Below are 17067 nucleotides of genomic sequence, written 5' to 3'. Positions count from 1 at the left end.
GAAATCCTAACCTTCCGGATTGGCGGCGATCTCCTCGCGGCGGCGCGCGACATAGGCGTCGAGCTCCTCGCGGATCGCGGGGTCCATCACCGGTTCTTCGTAATCGTGCAGCGCCTGCTGCCAGAGCTCCGTCGCCCGCTCCAGCGCGTCCTTGCCGCCGGCCTCCTCCCAGGCGCCATGGTTCTGCCAGTTGGAGAGCATCGGCTGGTAGAAGGCGGTGGTGTAGCGCGACATGGTGTGCTCGGCGCCGAAGAAATGGCCGCCGGCCGGCACCGACTTGATCGCTTCGAAGCCCAGGTCGTCTTCCTGGAACGGCAGCGGCCGCAGGAACTCCATCATGTTCTGCAGGATCTCGACGTCCAGCACGAGCTTTTCATAGGACGCTGTCAGCCCGCCCTCCAGCCAGCCTGCCGCATGGTAGATCAGGTTGGCGCCGCCGAGCACCGCGCCCCACGTCGCCATTTCCGTCTCGTAGGCGGCCTGCAGGTCGACCACGTTCGAGGCATTCGCATTTGAGGTGCGATAGGGGAGGTTGTAGCGCCGCGCCAATTGCCCGGCGATGATGTTGGCCTTGGCATTCTCGGGCGTGCCGAAGGCCGGCGCGCCCGACTTCATGTCGACATTGGAGGTGAAGGCGCCATACATCACCGGCGTGCCGGGATTGACGAGCTGCGTCAGCACCACGCCGAACAGCGCCTCCGCGTTCTGCTGGCAGAGTGCGGCGGCCAGCGTCACCGGCGTCATCGCGCCCATCAGCGTGAAAGGCGTGACGGTCACCGGCTGGCCGTGCTCCGCCATGGCGATCAGGCCCTCCGCCATGGCGTCGTCGAACAGGCGCGGCGAGTTGATCGAGATGATCGTGGTCACGCCAGGCGAGGCGCGCATCTCCTCGACGGAGATACCGCGCGCGATCGCCATCATGTTGATGCCGTCCATGGCCCGGGCGCGGCCGATCGCGGTGCAGTGGAAGGAGAGGTCGCTCAGCGTCAGATTGGCATGGTAGGTGTCGAGATGGCGCGCATTCGCCGGCAGCTCCATCGGCGCCACCACCTGGTTGCCGATGATGTGGATGGCGTTGAAGTGGTGCGCGAGCCGGATGAAGTTCTGGTAGTCGGCAAGATTGCCCTGACGGCGGCCGTTGATGCGGTCATGCACGTTGGGCGGGCCGGCCACCAGGCCGAAGACCAGCGAGTTGCCGCCGAGATGGACCTGCTTTTCCGGATTGCGGCTGGTCAGCGTGAAGGAGGACGGCACCGCCCGCAGCGCCTCGCGCACGAGGCTCTCATCGATGCGGATGGTCTTCTCTTCGCGATCGACGATGGCGCCGGCGGAAGCGAACAGGTCCATCACCCGCTCGCTCATGACGCGGATGCCGAGTTCGGACAGGATACGCATCGAGGTGTCGTGCAGTTGCTGCATCCGCTCTTCGTCGAGAAGCTGCATGGGCGGATAGGGATTCTTGACGCTCTGCCACGGCAGTTGCGCGATGCCGCCACCGCTGCGCCCGAGCTTCGATCTGCGGCCGCCGCCGCGCCTGTCCTGTGACATCGGATTTATTCCTTCCCGACTCTCTTTTTCGCAATTCCGGACGGAAAACCGCTGCACACTTTTCCTGGAATTGCTTTCAATAGCCGCGCTCCGGACTGACCACATTCTCCAGCGGCTCGCCGCGGCGATAGCGCGCCAGATTGTCGGTGAACATGCGCACCGACTTGATGTCCCAGCCGTCATAGACCGCCGCGCAATGCGGCGTGATGGCGACGTTGTCGTAACCCCAGAAACGATGCTCGGCGGGCAGCGGCTCGGTCGCAAAGACGTCGAGCGCCGCCCCCTTGATCCGCTTGTCGTCAAGGGCTTCGAGCAGCGCGGTCTCATCGACCACGCCACCGCGCGAAATATCGATGAGCACGGCGGAGGGCTTCATCGCTGCGAAGGCCGCTTTGCCGAGCAGGCCGCGCGTGGTCGGCAGCAAAGGCACGCAGCAGATAATGAAATCGGCGCGGCCGACGAGCGGCAGCAGCGCGTCAACGCCATGAACCTCATCCAGGCTTGGTGTCGGCTTGGGGCGCGCGCGGATGCCGAGCGTGCGCATGCCCATCGCGTGCGCCCGTCTGGCGACGGCCTCGCCGGTCTTGCCAAGGCCGATGATCAGCACCGTCTTGCCTTCGATCGGCTCAACGCGGCCGCCGCCCCACTGTCGTGCCTGCTGGCGGCCCGCAAAGCCGCGCAGGTCGAGCGAGAAGGACAGCATGGCGCCGAGCGCATATTCGGCAAGCATGCCGGCGGCAACGCCTGCGGCGTTCGTCACCGTCAGCCGCTCCGGGTCCCAATGTCCGAGATGATCGGTGCCGGAGCCGCCGACCGAGACCCATTGCACGGTCGGGCTTTCGACCAGGGCCTGGCGCGGAAAGCGCGGCGTGCCGTCGAAGCGGACGGAATAAACCACTTCCGCCGCCACGCGCCCGATCAGTTCGGGCAGGGCGGCGTAATTGTCGCAAGCATGGATCGCGAGGTCCGGATGCGTCTCCATCAGCACGGCCAGCGCCGCGCCCGGCCGGTCTGTGTGCAGGATGACGGATGGCTCAGCCGACATGGTGCCGCTCAGTTCCGGCCAATGTGATCTGCCGAAGAGCCGAGCGCCGCGAGCAGCTTCTCACCGTTCTCAAGCGTCGCATTCTCGTGTGGAGCGCGCAGGTTCAGCCACCGCCGGTCACCCGAGCGCACCGCCAGCACGGCCTTCATAGCCGGGATCAGACCGGCATCCTGGATGATCTTGCGGAACGCCTTGATCGCGGCATCCGCTTCGGCAACGTCCTCCCCGGCCAGCGTGCGATCGTAAAGGGAGCGGATGGCCGCGGCGTTGAGGTTGACGGTGGCCGAGATGCAGCCTGCCGCGCCGCTGGCCAGGCCCTTGGTCAGTTGCGCCTCAGAACTCGGGAACACCGCAACCTTAGGCGCCGCGGCAATCACCGCTGCCGTGTTGTTCCAGTCACCAGCGCTGTCCTTGTAAGCGACAACGGTGTTGGGAAACGCCGCGCTCAGCCGGGCGGTCAAGGCCGGGCTCACCGGCACGCCGGAGTTCTGCGGGATATGGTAGAGGATCATCTTCATTGCCGGGTTCGCCACCCGCTCGATCAGTTCGCTGTAGTAGCGCGCCTGGCCGCTATCGCCGGCGGCGGTGTAGAAGAAGGACGGCAGCACCATCACTCCTGCGCAGCCGAGCTCGACCGCATGCTTCGACAGTTCGGCGGTTTCGGGCAGCGCGGTGACGCCGGTGCCGGGCATCAGACGATCTGGCGAAATGCCGGCTTCGATCAGCCACTCCAGCGCCCGCATGCGCTCACCCAGCGAGAGCGACAGCGCCTCGCCGGTGGTGCCGAAGGGGGACAGGAAATGCGCGCCCTGGTCCAGAACCCATCTGGCATGGGACACAAAGAGGTCGCGTGCGATGCCGCCGTCGTCAGCGAATGGCGTCAGGATCGGTGCGATGGTTCCTTGCGGGCGGGTCATCTGTGTCCTCTGTGCGTGATGGTATTCGATGCCGTGTGTGACCGCCGCTGCCGCTATCCGGCCGCTACCACGCTGGCCGTTGCAGCATCCTGGTGATGACAGGAGGATCGTAGAGCAATGCCGACAGATCGCTGAAGAGGCTGTCGCGGTCGCTGAGCGACAGCACCGCGTCGCGGATCGCCTCGGCGCGGCCTTGTCCGAGTACCGGCGCGGCGAATTCCATGTACTTGGCCTCGATTTCAGCTTGGGTCAGCGGCGCCTCCGGTCCGCCGCGCGCATGGACGTCTCCGGAAGCGAGGATCCGCCCATCTGATGTCGTGATCGCCACGTCGGCCCAGCGGCCCGCCGGAAAACGGGCACTGTGGCGCTCCGACTCCAGGACCGTGATGCGGCTCAGCATATCCGCCACGGCAGCATCCTCCAGCCCGCTGCCGGAAATGTGCTCGAGCCCGATACGGCCATGGACGATAAAGGTCGCGACGGCGAAGCGCAGGCTGTACTGCGCCTTCGAGGTCGTGTCCGGCATGCCGTCGAACAGCGTGGCGGCGTAATGAAAGCTGTTCACTTCGACGTGGCTGATGTCGGAGGGCGCGAGATGATGCGAATGGCAGAGCCCGCGTGTCGCGTCGATCGCGGCGTGCGCCCAGCGGCAGATCGGGTACGGCTTCACATACTGATGCAGCACCTGCCAGAAGGCGCCGAGATCCTGCCAATGCGGCGCGACCTCGGGCTCCTCGATCGTGATCGCCGGCGCGCCGGTAAAGCCGCGTTCGGCAAGCACTGCCGCGGACAGGCCGACCAGCGTGCCGATGCCCGAGCCGTCATGCAGCATCGTCGGGTTCGCGATCTCGCGCATCATCTGGCTGCGTGGGCCGTGATATTCCGCAATGCCAAGCGCCTGGCGCAGTTGATTGTCGTCGAGCCGCCGCAACCTCGCCGCCACCGCGACGACGCCCAGCGCATTCCAGGCGCCCGATGTATGGTAGTCCGACACAGTCGCGTGCAGCGCGATGCCCGCCCGCCCGGCAATTTCGTAGCCGACGACCAGGGCCGCCAGTGCCTCCGGCCCGCCAAGGTCGGGGCGTGCCTCGGCAAGGGCTGCCAGCGCCGGCACGACAGCGACGCCGATATGGCCCTTGGTCGGGCTGTATCCGTCATGGCCGTCGAGATTGTCGATCTGAGTCGCGGCCGCATAGGCGGCTCCAGCGATGCTGGCACGACGTCCATCGAAAAGCATGCGTGCCGAATGCCGCGGGTCGGTCGAACCGTAGAGAAGTGCTGCGGTGTCGCGGGCAATCCGGCCCGCTTCCATCGGACCGGCGGCAATGGCAATGCCGATTGTATCCAGCAGGAGATAGCGCGCCTGCTCGAGGACCGAGGCGGGGAATGCCGCCGCCGGCCGCCGTAACACGAAATCAGCCAGGCGGACGGTAACGCTGGTACTCGCGTCAGGCCCTTCACGCCGATGCGACGGCACAGCCACTTGCATTACTCCCCTCTGCGTCACGACATCATTAATTTGGGTTCATCGTGCTTTCACGCAATTAGTTCAGCGGCATTGGCCAAAAAAATTCACGTCTTGTGGTCGGTCATGATTGAACGCCGCCCTGTCTGTGGGATAGCTATCACTGCGTCTTGCAGGAGTTAGCGATGAAGCCGCCACCCCCGTTGAACTATATCAGATCCTTTGAGAGTTCGGCCCGGCATCTCTCCTTCACCGCCGCCGCCAACGAACTCGGATACACGCAGGCCGCGGTCAGCACCCATGTCCGCGCGCTCGAACATTACATCGGACGGCAATTGTTCATCCGCTATCCGCGCAGCCTCAAGCTCACCGAAATGGGCGAGGCATTCCTGCCGACCTTGCGCCAGGCCCTCGATCAGATCGACCAGGCAACGGAGGCGATCGTGACCTCTTCGCGCAACCGCACCGTGGTCGTCTCCTGCCCGATGAGCCTGGCGGAGAACTGGCTGGCGGGCTGCATGGCCGCGTTTCGCAAGAAGCATCCCGAGATCGAGATCGTGCTGCACGGTACGATCTGGGAGGATATCAGCGAACAGATCGCCGACATCACGATTTCGACGCGCCGTTTCGACGATCGTCCGCCCGCCGGCATCCCGCTTTGGAACGACGAACTGCTGTTGCTCTGCGCGCCTTCGCTGCTCGAAGGCGAGCATGCCGTGAAGGCGCCGGCGGATATCCTCAAGGTGGACTGGATCTTCGTGCACGGCCGCCAGGAATACTGGCAGGTTGTTGCCACCGCGCTCGGCGTCGACATGGACGAGCACGACAAGGGGCTGTCGACGAACGCCTCCAACATCGCGCTCGAACTCGCCGCCATGGGGGCCGGACTGGTCGCCACCCAGCGTTCGCTTGCCCATGCCTATCTGCGTCGCGGGCTGCTCGTTGAACCCTTTCCGGTTCGGCCGCCAAGCCCCTGGAATTACTACCTCACCGAGAGCCAGCTCTCGAAAGGAAACATCGCTCGCATCGTGCGGGAATGGATCCTCTCGCGAGCACGCGAAGACAGCGCCTGATAGCCGTCCGCGTGCGGGCGACAGGCCCGCGCTCAAAAAATTGACACGCCAATGGCATCGTTTTTTTAGGCCTTTAGGGCCGCGTTTTGGCGGTTCTTCACGGCTCGAGCCCTTCCGGGATTTTTGCATCGCCCCTAACATGAATATCGCAAGGGGAATGTAACGGGCGGAAAGCCCTGAACCGGAGAACAACGATGACAATGTTCAAGAGCAACGGTGACCGCGTCCCGGCGGTTATCGAAAGCTACGCAGCCGAAGTCAAAAGCGGCAAGATGGATCGCCGCGAATTCCTGGCCATGGCAAGCGCGATGGGGGCCTCCACGGCGTTCGCCTATTCGATGGCCGGCATCGCCCCGGCCAAGGCCGCGACGATCGTGCCCGGCAAGAAGGGCGGCATCCTGAAGATGCAGATGATCATCAAGGACATGAAGGATCCGCGCTCCTGGGACTGGTCCGAGATCGCCAACGTCATGCGCCAGTGCAACGATTACATGATCCGCTACACCACCGACTTCACCTTCGAGGGACACCTGGTCGAGAGCTGGGAAGTGAGTGACGACGCCACGCAATACACGCTGCATCTGCGCAAGGGCGTGAAGTGGTCGAACGGCGACGACTTCAACGCCGACGACATCGTGCACAACATCGAACGCTGGTGCGACAAGGCGGCCGAGGGCAATTCGATGGCCGGGCGCATGAGCTCCCTGATCGATCCCGCCACCAAGAAAGCCGCGGCCGGCGCCATCACCAAGGTCGACGACCACACGGTGAAGCTGAAATGCAATCAGTCCGACGTCACCATCATTCCGGGCTTTTCCGATTATCCGGCGGTCATCGTCCATCGTGACTTCGACAAGAGCGGCGCCGACATGCTCAAGACGCCCGGCACCGGTCCCTATGAGCTGATCTCGTACAAGGTCGGCGAGTCGGCCTCGGTGCGGCGGCGCAAGGACTTCACCTGGTTCGGCGGCGAGCCTTATCTCGATGGCGTCGACTGGACCGACTACGGATCGGACGCGTCCAACCCCGCCATCGGCAGCGCCTTCGAGGCCGGTGAGATCGACTGCAACTACCAGACGGTGGGCGGCACGGTCGACCTCTATGACAGCATGGGGCTGGTCAAGGAGCAGGTGGTCACAGCCGGCACCATCGTGCTGCGCACCAATGTGACCAACAAGCCGTATGACGACAAACGCGTGCGCAACGCCATCCAGCTCGCTGTCGACAACGAGACGGTGCTGAAGCTCGGCTACAGCGGCCTTGGGCAGGTCGCTGAGAACCACCATGTCTGTCCGATCCATCCGGAATATTACGCGCTGCCTAAAGTTCCGCGCGATATCGCCAAAGCCAAGGCGCTTATGGCCGAGGCCGGCCAGACGGATCACGAGTTCGAGCTGATCTCCTACGATGCGGACTATGTGAAGGACCCGGCCGACGTCGTCGCCGCGCAGATGCGTGAGGCCGGCTTCAAGGTCAAGCGCACCATCATTCCGGGCTCGTCGTTCTGGAACGACTGGACGAAATATCCGTGGTCGACCACCGATTGGGGCATGCGGCCGCTCGGCGTCCAGGTGCTGGCGATCGCCTATCGCAGCGGTGAGGCCTGGAACGAGTCGGGCTACGCCAATCCGGAATTCGACAAGAAGCTCAGCGCGGCGCTCGCCGTGGCGGACGTCGACAAGCGCAAGGAGCTGATGAAGGACGTCGAATCCATTCTGCAGGACTCCGGCATCCTCATCCAGGCGTTCTGGCGTTCGCTCTACCGGCACCACGCAACCTATGTGAAGAACCTTGGCATGCATCAGACATTCGAACTGCAGCTGGATAAGGTCTGGCTCGACAAGGCATAGGTCGGTTCAACCACAGCAAATATCTCGGGGGCGCATGTTGCGCCCCCGAACTCGCCGGGCGACTGCGATTGACCAGTCAGCTAAATCAAACGCCAGGATAAAGTCGCCGTACAAAGGGAAGAAACATGCGTACTCATGCACAAGCCGTCGTCATCGGCGGCGGTCTGATCGGCTGCTCGATCCTCTATCACCTTGCCAAGTTCGGCTGGACGGATGTCGTCCTCCTCGAGCGCAGCGAACTGACCTCCGGTTCCACCTGGCATGCGGCGGCCAACATTCACGGCCTGCATGATTCCACCAACATCAGCCGTCTCCAGCACTACACGATGGCGCTCTACAAGGAGTTGGAGGCCGAGACCGGCCAGGGTTGCGGCATCTTCCAGCCGGGCTCGCTCTATCTCGCCCAGACCGAGGCGCGCGAGCATCAGCTGAGGCTCCAGGAAGCCAAGGCGCGGCGCTACAAGATGAATTTCTACGAAGTCGCGCGCGACGAGGCGGAGCGGCTGCATCCGCTGGTCGACTTCGACGGCATACGCTGCATCATGTACGAGCCGGAAGGCGGCAATGTCGACCCGTCCGGCGTCACCGCGGCCTACGCCGCCGGCGCGCGCCAGCGCGGCGCCGAGATCCATCGCTTCACGCCGGTGACCGCGACCGAGGCGCAAGCAGACGGCAGCTGGATCGTGCGCACGCCAAAGGGCGACATCCACACGCAATGGGTGGTCAACGCCGCCGGCCTGTGGGGCAGGGAGGTCGCCGCCATGGCTGGCTTACAGCTGCCGCTGATCCCGACCGAGCACCAGTATTTCGTTACCGAGACCATTCCGGAAATCGCCGCCATGGGCCGCCGCTTGCCTTCGGTCGCCGATCGTGACGGCGAGTACTATCTGCGCCAGGAGGGCCTCGGGCTGCTCATCGGCGCCTACGAGCGCAAGATGAAGTTCTGGGCCGAGGACGGCACGCCGCTGGACTTCGGCCACGAACTCTTTCCCGACGATCTCGACCGTATCGAGGAGAACATGCTGCGCGCGATCGCGCGCGTGCCGGCCGTCGGCACAGCCGGCGTCAAGAAGGTGATCAACGGGCCGATGATCTGGTCGCCGGACAGCGCGGTGCTGTTCGGGCCGGTGCCCGAACTCAGCAACTATTTCTGCTGCAACGGCATCATTCCCGGTTTCTCGCAGTCGGGCGGCATGGGCAAGCTGGCGGCTGAGTGGATGATCGAGGGTGAGCCTTCGCTCGACATGTTCGCCTGGGACATGGCGCGCTTCGGCCACTGGGCCGGCAAGGCCTTCACCAAGGCCCGCGTCCACGATCAGTACAGCCATCGCTTCAAGATCCATTTCCCCAACGAGGAACGCGCCGCCGGGCGACCGGTGCGCACCAGGCCCGTCTACGACACGCAAAAGGGAATGAACGCCGTCTTCGGCCTCAATTTCGGCTGGGAGCACCCGCTGTGGTTCGCCGCCGAGGGCGAGCCGCGCGAGGAGACGATCGGCTTCACGCGCCAGAACTGGTGGGAACCGGTGGGCCGCGAGGCGCGCATGCTGCGCGAACGCGCCGGCATCATCGACATCTCCAATTTCGCCAAATACGAGGTCAAGGGCACTGGTGCCGAGGCCTGGCTCAATGCGCTGTTCGCCAACCGCATGCCGGTAAAGGTTGGCCGCTCCTGCCTCACGCCGCTGATCGGCAAGCGCGGCGGCATCGCCGGCGACTTCACCGTGACCAGGCTCGCCGACGACGAATTCATGGTCATCGGCTCCGGCATGGCCGAACGCTTCCACCAAAGGTTCTTCAAGGCCGTCCCCTTGCCCGAGGGCACGACCTTCCGCTCGCGCACCGAGGAGCTCTGCGGCTTCAACGTGGCGGGACCGAGTTCGCGCGACCTCCTGCAGCGCCTGACCAATGAGGATCTGTCGAACGAGGCATTTCCCTTCATGCAGTCGCGACGGATCACCGTCGCCGGCATCGATGTGGTGGCGCTCAGGGTGTCCTTCACCGGCGACCTTGGCTGGGAACTGCATTGCAAATCCACCGACCAGGTCGAGCTCTACGACGCGCTGCTCAAGGCCGGCAACGAAGTCGGCGCCGGACCGGTCGGATCGCGTGCGCTGATGTCACTGCGCGTCGAAAAGGGCTATGGTAGCTGGAGTCGCGAATATTCGCCCGAATATTGGCCGCAGGAGGTCAAGTTCGATGGCCTTGTCAAAATGGACAAGGGAGCGTTCCTGAACCGCGATGCCTATGCCGCCATCGCCGGCAAGCCGGCGCGCGATGAACTCATCATGCTGTCGATCGACGCCAGGGATGCCGACGCGACCGGCGGCGAACCGATCTTCCTCACCGATGGCACGCCTATCGGACAGGTGTCTTCGGGCGCCTATGGCTATTTCGTCGAGAAGTCGCTGGCGCTCGGCTATGTCAAGGCCGGCTCGGCCAAGGCCGGAGACAAGGTCTCGGTCGCCATACTGGGAAGGCCGCATGAGGCGATCCTGCTGCCGCATCCGCCCTTCGACCCCGAAGGCAAGCGGTTGCGCTCATAGAGACACGGCCGTCCATCCATTCGACCAACTGACGAAAACCGTAGCCGGCCGGAAACGCCGGCGAAGCTGAACGAGGAAGATTTCGACCACCTGAAAACAAAGGGGAATCGCATGATCAAATGGCATCTGCTGGGCACCATGCTTGCCCTGGCCCTCACATCCTCCGCGCATGCGGGAGACGTCAAGGTCATCAATGAAGACGCGTGGTTCGCCGAAGGTCCGATCTGGTATCAGGATAAGCTCTTCTACGTCGAATACGGCCGCGGCACGGTGACCGTATGGGACGGCAAGAAGAACGAGATCTTCTGGAAGATGGACGGTTGTGGCCCTTCAGCGGTGTTACCGACGACATCCGGCGAGTTTCTTGTCACCTGCTACGACAGCAACTCGATCGGCCGCATCTCCGTCGACGGCAAGACGCTGCCGGCCTATGACAAGGATACGGACGGCAAGCCGTTCAGCGGACCGAATGACTTCGCGCCCGACAAGGATGGCGGCATCTACTTCACTGGGTCCGGCAAGGGCGGACCGCTGATCGACGCCTCGGCCTACTACATCGGCAAGGACAGCGTGAAGAAGGTTGCCGGCGACCTGCACAATGCCAATGGCCTGGTCATGTCGAACGATGGAAAAATCCTCTACCTGGTCGAGACCGAGGATAACAGGATCATTGAGTTCGACGTCCAGCCCGACCACGGCCTGGGCAACCGCCGCGTCTTCCTGCGCCTCGACGACCTGTTCCCCAACCAGCCGCATATCTGGCCTGACGGCATCAAGATGGACAAGGCCGGCGAGATGTATATCGGCCAGAGCCCGCGCTCGCTCGATGCGCCAGGCAAGATCATCGTCGTCGACAAGGATGCGAAGCTGCTGCGCACGCTTTCGGTTCCGTCGCCGTCCATGCCGAATTTCGCCTTCGGACCGGACGAGAAAGAACTCTACGTGATGGCGCTGGACCAGATCGACGCGGCGCCATGGCACGGCAAGGTCTACGAGGTTCCGAACAAGTAGGGTTTAGCCGGCGGCCAGAGCAATTCCAGGAAAAGTGCGAAGCGGTTTTCCGTCCGGAATTGCGTCAAAACAATGCCGCCGAATGCTTTCTCAGCCGCCGAACCGATCCAGCCAATGTTGGGCAAGGTCGGAGCGGCGGCAGATCCATATATCCGGATTGGCCTTGATCTTGTCGAGGAAGCGGGCGAGCCCGATCATGCGGCCCGGCCGGGCCGCCAGCCGGCAGTGCAGCGAGACTGTCATCATGCGCGGCGTCTTTTCGCCTTCGGCCAGCAGCCAGTCCACGCCATCGCTGACATATTCGAAGAACTGGCTGCCTGTCTCCAGGCCGGAGCCGCGCGAGAACCGGCTGTCATTGTTGTCGAAGCTGTGCGGCACGACCAGATGCCGCTTGGCATCGACGTCGACAAAATAAGGCAGGTCGTCATTGTAGTCGTCGCAGTCGAACAGGAAGCCGCCATGCTCCGCCACCAGCCGCCGGGTGTTGAGACTGGGCCGGCCCGTGTACCAGCCAAGCGGGCGAATGCCGGTCAGGTGCTGGACGGTGTCCACTGTCATCGCGATGTGCTGGCGTTCCTCGTCCTCGCTCAGCGGCGCGTAGTCGATCCAGCGCCAGCCATGGCAGACGATGTCGCTGCCAAGTGCCGCGATCGCCTGGCCGGCCGCCGGATTGAGTTCGAGCGCTCGCCCGACGACGTAGAAGGTCGGGATGATGTTCTTTTCCTGGAACAGCGAGGCCAGCCGCCATACGCCGACGCGTGAGCCGTATTCGTAGAGCGATTCCATGTTGCGGTTACGCAGACCCGGCGCCGCCGGGGACACGGCAAGGTCCGACAGGATCGCCTCGGAGACGCCGTCGCCCTCGCCGATGCTGTATTCGGCGCCTTCCTCATAGTTGACGACGATGTTGAGGGCCAGCTTGGCGCCGCCAGGCCACTGCGCGGCAGGCGGCTTTTCGCCATAGCCGATGAAGTCTCGGACGGGCAGGTACGGCATCTCTCAAATCTCCCCAGGGTGCAAGTCGCAAAACATGCGGTCGCGGGATCTAGTCGCCGCGCATGTCGATGAGTATGCGCAGCGCCCGATCCATCATCTCTTGCGGGCCGACCGTCGCGCGCAAACAGTCGGTGAGGCCGTAGCCCCCCAGGCTCCGCACGATGATATCGGCGCCGCGCAAGGTTCTCTCGGCAGCCTCCGCGGCGGCTACGCTGGCGAAGCGGATCAGCACGAAATTCGCCCGGCTTTCGGGAACATGGTACCCGGCGGACCTCAGATCCTGCGCAAACCGGTCGCGAATTCCGGCCGTGCGGGCCACCGTTTCGCGCATATAGGCCTGGTCCTCCACAGCCGCGACGGCCATGGCGAGGCTAGGCGTCGTGACCTGGTTCGAATTCTGCATCTTGCGCACTTGCGCCGCGACCGAAGGCGCAAACAGGCCCCAGCCGACGCGCGCCCCGGCGAGGCCATAAGCCTTGGAGAGGGTGCGCAGCACGACGGTATCGCCGCGCGCGACGAGCGCAAGGATCGGTCCGGGGTCTTGGTCGTCGAATTCGCCATAGGCCTGATCGATCACCAGGAGCACGTCTGGCCGCAACGCCGCGCGCAGTCGCAGCAGTTCGCTGTTGCGGATACGGGTGCCGGTCGGGTTGCCCGGATTGCAGACGAAGACGATGCGCGTTGCAGGCGTGACCGCAGCCAGGATGCTGTCGATCGAAACGGTGAAATCATGCTCTGCTGCCTTGACGTAGGCCGCACCGACACGCGCGGCGGCGGATGCGGCGAAATTATAGGCATAGGAGGTGCCAAGCACCTCCTCGCCTGGGCCCGCAAACGCCGCGATGGCGCAACTGATCAGGTCCATCGAACCGGCGCCGCACAGGATCATGTCGCGCTCGACCCCATAGGCTTGCGCGATTGCCCCGCGCAGGGCCGTCCAGTCCGGGTCGGGATAGAGATGGCTGCGGGCAATCGCGTCCTGGCCAGCGGCGATGGCCTTGGGGCTGGGCGGAAAAGCGCTTTCATTCTGAGCAAGGGTTGGCCCGTCATAGCCACCGAAATTCGCAAGCGCGAAGGCGGACATGGCCTCGATATGAGCTCCTGCTTTCAGCGGCACGCTGCATCCATCGGAATTTGGATGTCGACCATCTCGCGCACCACCTTTGTTGGACCGGCTCGCGCGCAGGCTACAATCCGCCAGCCTGTTCACAAGCAAAAACTTACCGCGCAATGGCTCCGAAATTCTGGCCCTTGTTCTGCGATGCGCTTGTCATCCGGCAATGCCGCTTCAGTCGTCGGCGAAGGCGGACCGTGCGAAGCGGCGCGGCGCCACCTGCTCGGTGGAAACGGTAAGCAGATCCTCCAGCGGGCGCGCGCCGGCGTCAGCTATTGCGCTGCACTCCCGAGCGGGCGAGCACGCCCGGCTTCAGCCGCTCGTTCTTGCCGTAATCCTCGGCGGGGTGGAAGAACAGGCGCGGCGTGTCGTCGATCTCTGCCAGCCGCTTGCCGTAGGCCTCGAGATAGGCCTGGCGGCCATCGTCGCCGACACGGCCCGGCATGTAGGCGACGAAGGGCGGCAGCACGTCGAAGCCCGAATAGCGCAGCAGGCCGTTATGCACGGGCCACAGCACGGTGAGGATATCGCCGTCAATGCCATCGGGCGCATAGGTGTCGGCCGATGTGCCCGTGGTGGCGGCCACCATGGCGAGCTTGCCCTTGAACATGCCGGTGTCATATTTGCGGCCCGGCAGATAGGCGAAACCGCGTGCGAACACACGGTCGGCCCAGCCCTTGAGGATTGCGGGCATGCCGAACCACCAAATGGGGAACTGGAAGAGCACGAAGTCGGCCCGCCTTACTTTTTCGATCTCGGCCGCGATGTCGGACGAGAGCACGCCGGCATCGTAGGCGGCGGTTTGTTCGCGCGGCAGGCTGAAGAACTCCGGATCGTTGCGTTCACCTGATATGTCGCCGGGCCCGGCGACAGGGTTGAAGCCCATTGCGTAGAGGTCGCTGACGACGACTTCGTGGCCGGCGCGGGTCAAGGTTTCCAGCGCGAGATCCTTCATGGCGCCGTTGAAGGACTTCGGTTCCGGATGGGCATAGACGATGAGGATGTTCACGGCGATAGCTCCTGGTAGGAACGCGGCAGGCCGAGCACATGCTCGGAAAGGTTTGACAGGATGAGGTTGGTCGAGATCGGCGCGACCTGATAGCGACGCGTCTCGCGGAACTTGCGCTCGACATCGTATCCCTCCGCGAAGCCGGGAACCCGTGTGCGGAGCCTGGCGGAGGCGTCGCGGATGTCCTGGTACTGGTCCATGAGGGGCCCCGGCCTTCTGTCTCGCGCAGGCCGTATTATCGTTGCGGCACTCCCCATCCGCAATGCAAGGCTGGCGTTATCAGATATGCCGGAATTCAAACGCTCAGGGTGAGCCAAGAAGCTGGCCGACCCATACGGTCCTTTCGACCAGGTCCTTGACGATGTCTTCTATGGCTTGGCCGGCAAACCGTGCCAGCCGCGAGGCGGGCCGGTCGGCCGGGTAGGCAAGGATGAGGCGGCGCACGGGCACGGGATCGATCAGCGGCGCGGCGGTCAGCAGGCCGGCGGCGACATCGGCGTGGATGGGGGCGAGCGGCAGGATCGTCCAGCCATGGCCGTTGCGTACCAGGTCCTTCAGCGCGGCATACGAATCTGCTTCGATGCCGACATCGAGCGTGATGCCTGATTCTGCGGCGCAGCGTTCGACGATGATGCGCAGCCCATGCTTGATGCTGGGCATCAGCAGGCGTTTGCCGGCGAGCGATGCGAACGGCACCGCGCGCACCGTGGAGAAGCCGGCCTCGGGTGGACCGATCAGGAAGAGGTTTTCCAGCAGCAGCGGGCGGGAGCGCAGCGATCTTGCCATGCGCGGGTCGTAGAGCACTGCGACGTCGACCTCGCCGCGGTGCAGCCAGTCCAGCAGATAACCCGTATAGGCGCTCACCAGCCTGAGCTTGGCCTTGGGGTGGGCCTTGCCGAAGGCGGCGGCGAGCGGCAGCGAAATGATGTCTGCCACCGTGGGTGGTAGGCCAATGGCGACCTCGCCGGTCAGCGGCGCGTCGGCGGGCGTGGCCGTGGCGCGGATCTCGTCGATCTCGGCCATCACGCGCATGGCGTGCGCCAGCACTTCCTTGCCCTGCTCGGACAGCACCATGCCGCGTCCGTGGCGCAGGAACAGGGCAAATCCCAGTTCTTCCTCCAGCATGCGCACCTGCCGGCTGAGAGCCGGCTGTGCGATGTGCAGCCGGTCGGCTGCCTTGCTGAGGCTGCCCAGATCGGCGACATGGATCAGGGTGCGCAGTTGCGATAGCTCCATGAGTTATCGAATATCATTATATCTGATCACAAGAAAGAGACGAAGATTGGATCGCAGAACAGAGGTAATCTGACGCCAATCCAATCCTCGGGGGTCCAAGGTGACAGCGAGCCTGAAAGCAAGACAAGCGAAGACACCCGCTTCCACGGTGCCTGAAAAGCAGTGGCCGGATCAGGTCTATGATGTGCTCAAGGCTGCCGGCATCAGCCAGATGTCCTATGTGCCCGATGCCGGCCACACCACCTTGATCCGCCGCTTCAGTGAAGATCCGGAGGTCGTGACCAACGTGCTGACGACCGAGGAAGAGGGCATCGCCATCGCCGCCGGCTCGTGGCTCGGCGGCAAGCGCAGCGTCGTGCTCATGCAGTCCTCCGGCGTCGGTAACTGCATCAACATGCTGTCGCTTCCCGTGCAGGCACGCTTTCCCCTGCTCGTCCTGGTGACGATGCGCGGCGAATGGGCCGAGTTCAACCCGTGGCAGGTGCCGATGGGGCAGGCGACGGAAGCCTCGCTGAAGGCGATCGGCCTCAGGGTACTGCGCGCCGAGACCGGTCCAGATCTAGTCGAGACGGTGGCGCAGGCGGCCTCGATGGCGTTCGACGCCGACCAGCAGATCGCCGTGCTGATCGGGCAGCGGCTGCTTGGCAAGAAGAAGTGGTGAGCGACATGAACTTGCCGACGATGGACCGTAGGGTCGCGGTGAAGAAGCTCCTCGATGCCCGCGACGGCGCATTGGTGGTGACCGGTCTAGGCTCGCCGAGCTACGACGTGCACGCTGCCGGTGATCGCGACGACAATTATTACCTCTGGGGCGCCATGGGCGGTGCGGCGCTGATCGGCCTCGGACTTGCTCAGGCCCAGCCGCTGAAGCGGGTCATGGTCATTACCGGTGACGGCGAACAGCTCATGGCGTTCGGGTCGCTGGCGACGATCTCGGTGGCGCGGCCCAAAAACCTCGATCTGATCGTGCTCGACAACCAGCATTTCGGCGAGACCGGCATGCAGTCGAGCCACACCGGAAAGGGCATCGCTTTCGACAAGGTCGCGGCCGCCTGCGGCTTCGCCGAAACCCGCGAGTTGCGTTCGCTGGAGGAGGTCGAGGCGCTGTGCGACCAGCTTCGCCGCCCGGCCGAAGGCCCGCGCCTGTTCGTGCTGAAGATCGCAGCCGAAAATCTGCCACGCTCGCTGCCGCCGCGCGACGCGGTCGAGGTCAAGAACCGCTTTCGCGCCCATCTGGGCCTCGCCACCTGTTGAGGG

At 64.1% G+C, this 17067-nt stretch carries 15 protein-coding genes; 6 read left to right on the top strand and 9 right to left on the bottom strand.

Annotated features, from left to right (window positions below; translation table 11 throughout):
- Positions 1-6: 6 nt before the first annotated feature.
- The 4 genes from FJ977_RS06540 to FJ977_RS06525 all read right to left on the bottom strand — a co-directional run bounded on the left by FJ977_RS06540 (position 7) and on the right by FJ977_RS06525 (position 4993).
- Positions 7-1548, bottom strand: a complete 1542-nt coding sequence (locus FJ977_RS06540) for a trimethylamine methyltransferase family protein (RefSeq protein WP_140769601.1) — start codon at positions 1546-1548, stop codon at positions 7-9.
- A gap of 76 nt (positions 1549-1624) precedes the next feature.
- Positions 1625-2593, bottom strand: coding sequence for a D-2-hydroxyacid dehydrogenase (locus FJ977_RS06535; RefSeq protein WP_140769600.1), 969 nt, complete (start codon positions 2591-2593; stop codon positions 1625-1627).
- Positions 2594-2601: 8 nt separating this feature from the next.
- Positions 2602-3510, bottom strand: a complete 909-nt coding sequence (locus tag FJ977_RS06530) for a dihydrodipicolinate synthase family protein (RefSeq protein ID WP_140769598.1) — start codon at positions 3508-3510, stop codon at positions 2602-2604.
- 64 nt (positions 3511-3574) lie between these two features.
- The gene (locus tag FJ977_RS06525; protein WP_246682829.1) at positions 3575-4993 is read right to left on the bottom strand and encodes an MmgE/PrpD family protein; all 1419 of its coding nucleotides are present in this window, start codon (positions 4991-4993) and stop codon (positions 3575-3577) included.
- Positions 4994-5160: 167 nt separating this feature from the next.
- Between FJ977_RS06525 and FJ977_RS06520 the strand changes: the two genes are divergently transcribed.
- The 4 genes from FJ977_RS06520 to FJ977_RS06505 all read left to right on the top strand — a co-directional run bounded on the left by FJ977_RS06520 (position 5161) and on the right by FJ977_RS06505 (position 11455).
- Complete coding sequence (locus tag FJ977_RS06520) at positions 5161-6048, top strand: LysR substrate-binding domain-containing protein (protein ID WP_140769596.1); 888 nt, start codon at positions 5161-5163, stop codon at positions 6046-6048.
- Between the two features lie 194 nt (positions 6049-6242).
- Positions 6243-7898, top strand: a complete 1656-nt coding sequence (locus FJ977_RS06515) for an ABC transporter substrate-binding protein (protein ID WP_140769594.1) — start codon at positions 6243-6245, stop codon at positions 7896-7898.
- A gap of 125 nt (positions 7899-8023) precedes the next feature.
- Positions 8024-10444: an FAD-dependent oxidoreductase gene (locus FJ977_RS06510; RefSeq protein WP_140769592.1), complete on the top strand. Its 2421-nt coding sequence runs from the start codon at positions 8024-8026 to the stop codon at positions 10442-10444.
- A gap of 111 nt (positions 10445-10555) precedes the next feature.
- Positions 10556-11455 carry an SMP-30/gluconolactonase/LRE family protein gene (locus FJ977_RS06505; protein ID WP_140769590.1) on the top strand — a complete coding sequence of 300 codons (900 nt, stop codon included), beginning with the start codon at positions 10556-10558 and terminating at the stop codon, positions 11453-11455.
- A gap of 90 nt (positions 11456-11545) precedes the next feature.
- Here FJ977_RS06505 and FJ977_RS06500 read toward each other — a convergent pair whose 3' ends face one another.
- From FJ977_RS06500 to FJ977_RS06480, 5 genes are all read right to left on the bottom strand, one after another.
- Positions 11546-12451, bottom strand: coding sequence for an allantoinase PuuE (locus FJ977_RS06500; protein ID WP_140769588.1), 906 nt, complete (start codon positions 12449-12451; stop codon positions 11546-11548).
- A 49-nt stretch (positions 12452-12500) separates the two neighbouring features.
- Positions 12501-13682 (bottom strand): histidinol-phosphate transaminase, encoded by a 1182-nt coding sequence (locus tag FJ977_RS06495; RefSeq protein WP_246682828.1) that lies wholly within the window; start codon positions 13680-13682, stop codon positions 12501-12503.
- A gap of 151 nt (positions 13683-13833) precedes the next feature.
- The gene (locus tag FJ977_RS06490) at positions 13834-14574 is read right to left on the bottom strand and encodes an NAD(P)H-dependent oxidoreductase (RefSeq protein WP_140769586.1); all 741 of its coding nucleotides are present in this window, start codon (positions 14572-14574) and stop codon (positions 13834-13836) included.
- Entirely contained in the window at positions 14571-14774 is a 204-nt protein-coding gene (locus tag FJ977_RS06485; protein WP_246682839.1) for a hypothetical protein, read from the bottom strand. Before FJ977_RS06485 ends, FJ977_RS06490 begins: the two co-directional genes overlap by 4 nt.
- 103 nt (positions 14775-14877) lie before the next feature.
- Positions 14878-15810: a LysR substrate-binding domain-containing protein gene (locus FJ977_RS06480; protein WP_140769584.1), complete on the bottom strand. Its 933-nt coding sequence runs from the start codon at positions 15808-15810 to the stop codon at positions 14878-14880.
- A gap of 148 nt (positions 15811-15958) precedes the next feature.
- On the opposite strand from FJ977_RS06480, the gene FJ977_RS06475 reads away from it, so the two are divergent.
- Both FJ977_RS06475 and FJ977_RS06470 read left to right on the top strand, forming a co-directional pair.
- Positions 15959-16471 carry a thiamine pyrophosphate-binding protein gene (locus tag FJ977_RS06475; RefSeq protein ID WP_181179679.1) on the top strand — a complete coding sequence of 171 codons (513 nt, stop codon included), beginning with the start codon at positions 15959-15961 and terminating at the stop codon, positions 16469-16471.
- Between the two features lie 5 nt (positions 16472-16476).
- The gene (locus tag FJ977_RS06470; RefSeq protein ID WP_140769781.1) at positions 16477-17064 is read left to right on the top strand and encodes a thiamine pyrophosphate-dependent enzyme; all 588 of its coding nucleotides are present in this window, start codon (positions 16477-16479) and stop codon (positions 17062-17064) included.
- Positions 17065-17067 lie beyond the last annotated feature (3 nt).

Source organism: Mesorhizobium sp. B2-1-3A, assembly GCF_006442655.1.
In the GTDB taxonomy this organism is placed as follows: domain Bacteria; phylum Pseudomonadota; class Alphaproteobacteria; order Rhizobiales; family Rhizobiaceae; genus Mesorhizobium.
This window is presented reverse-complemented; position numbering and strand designations above follow the sequence as displayed.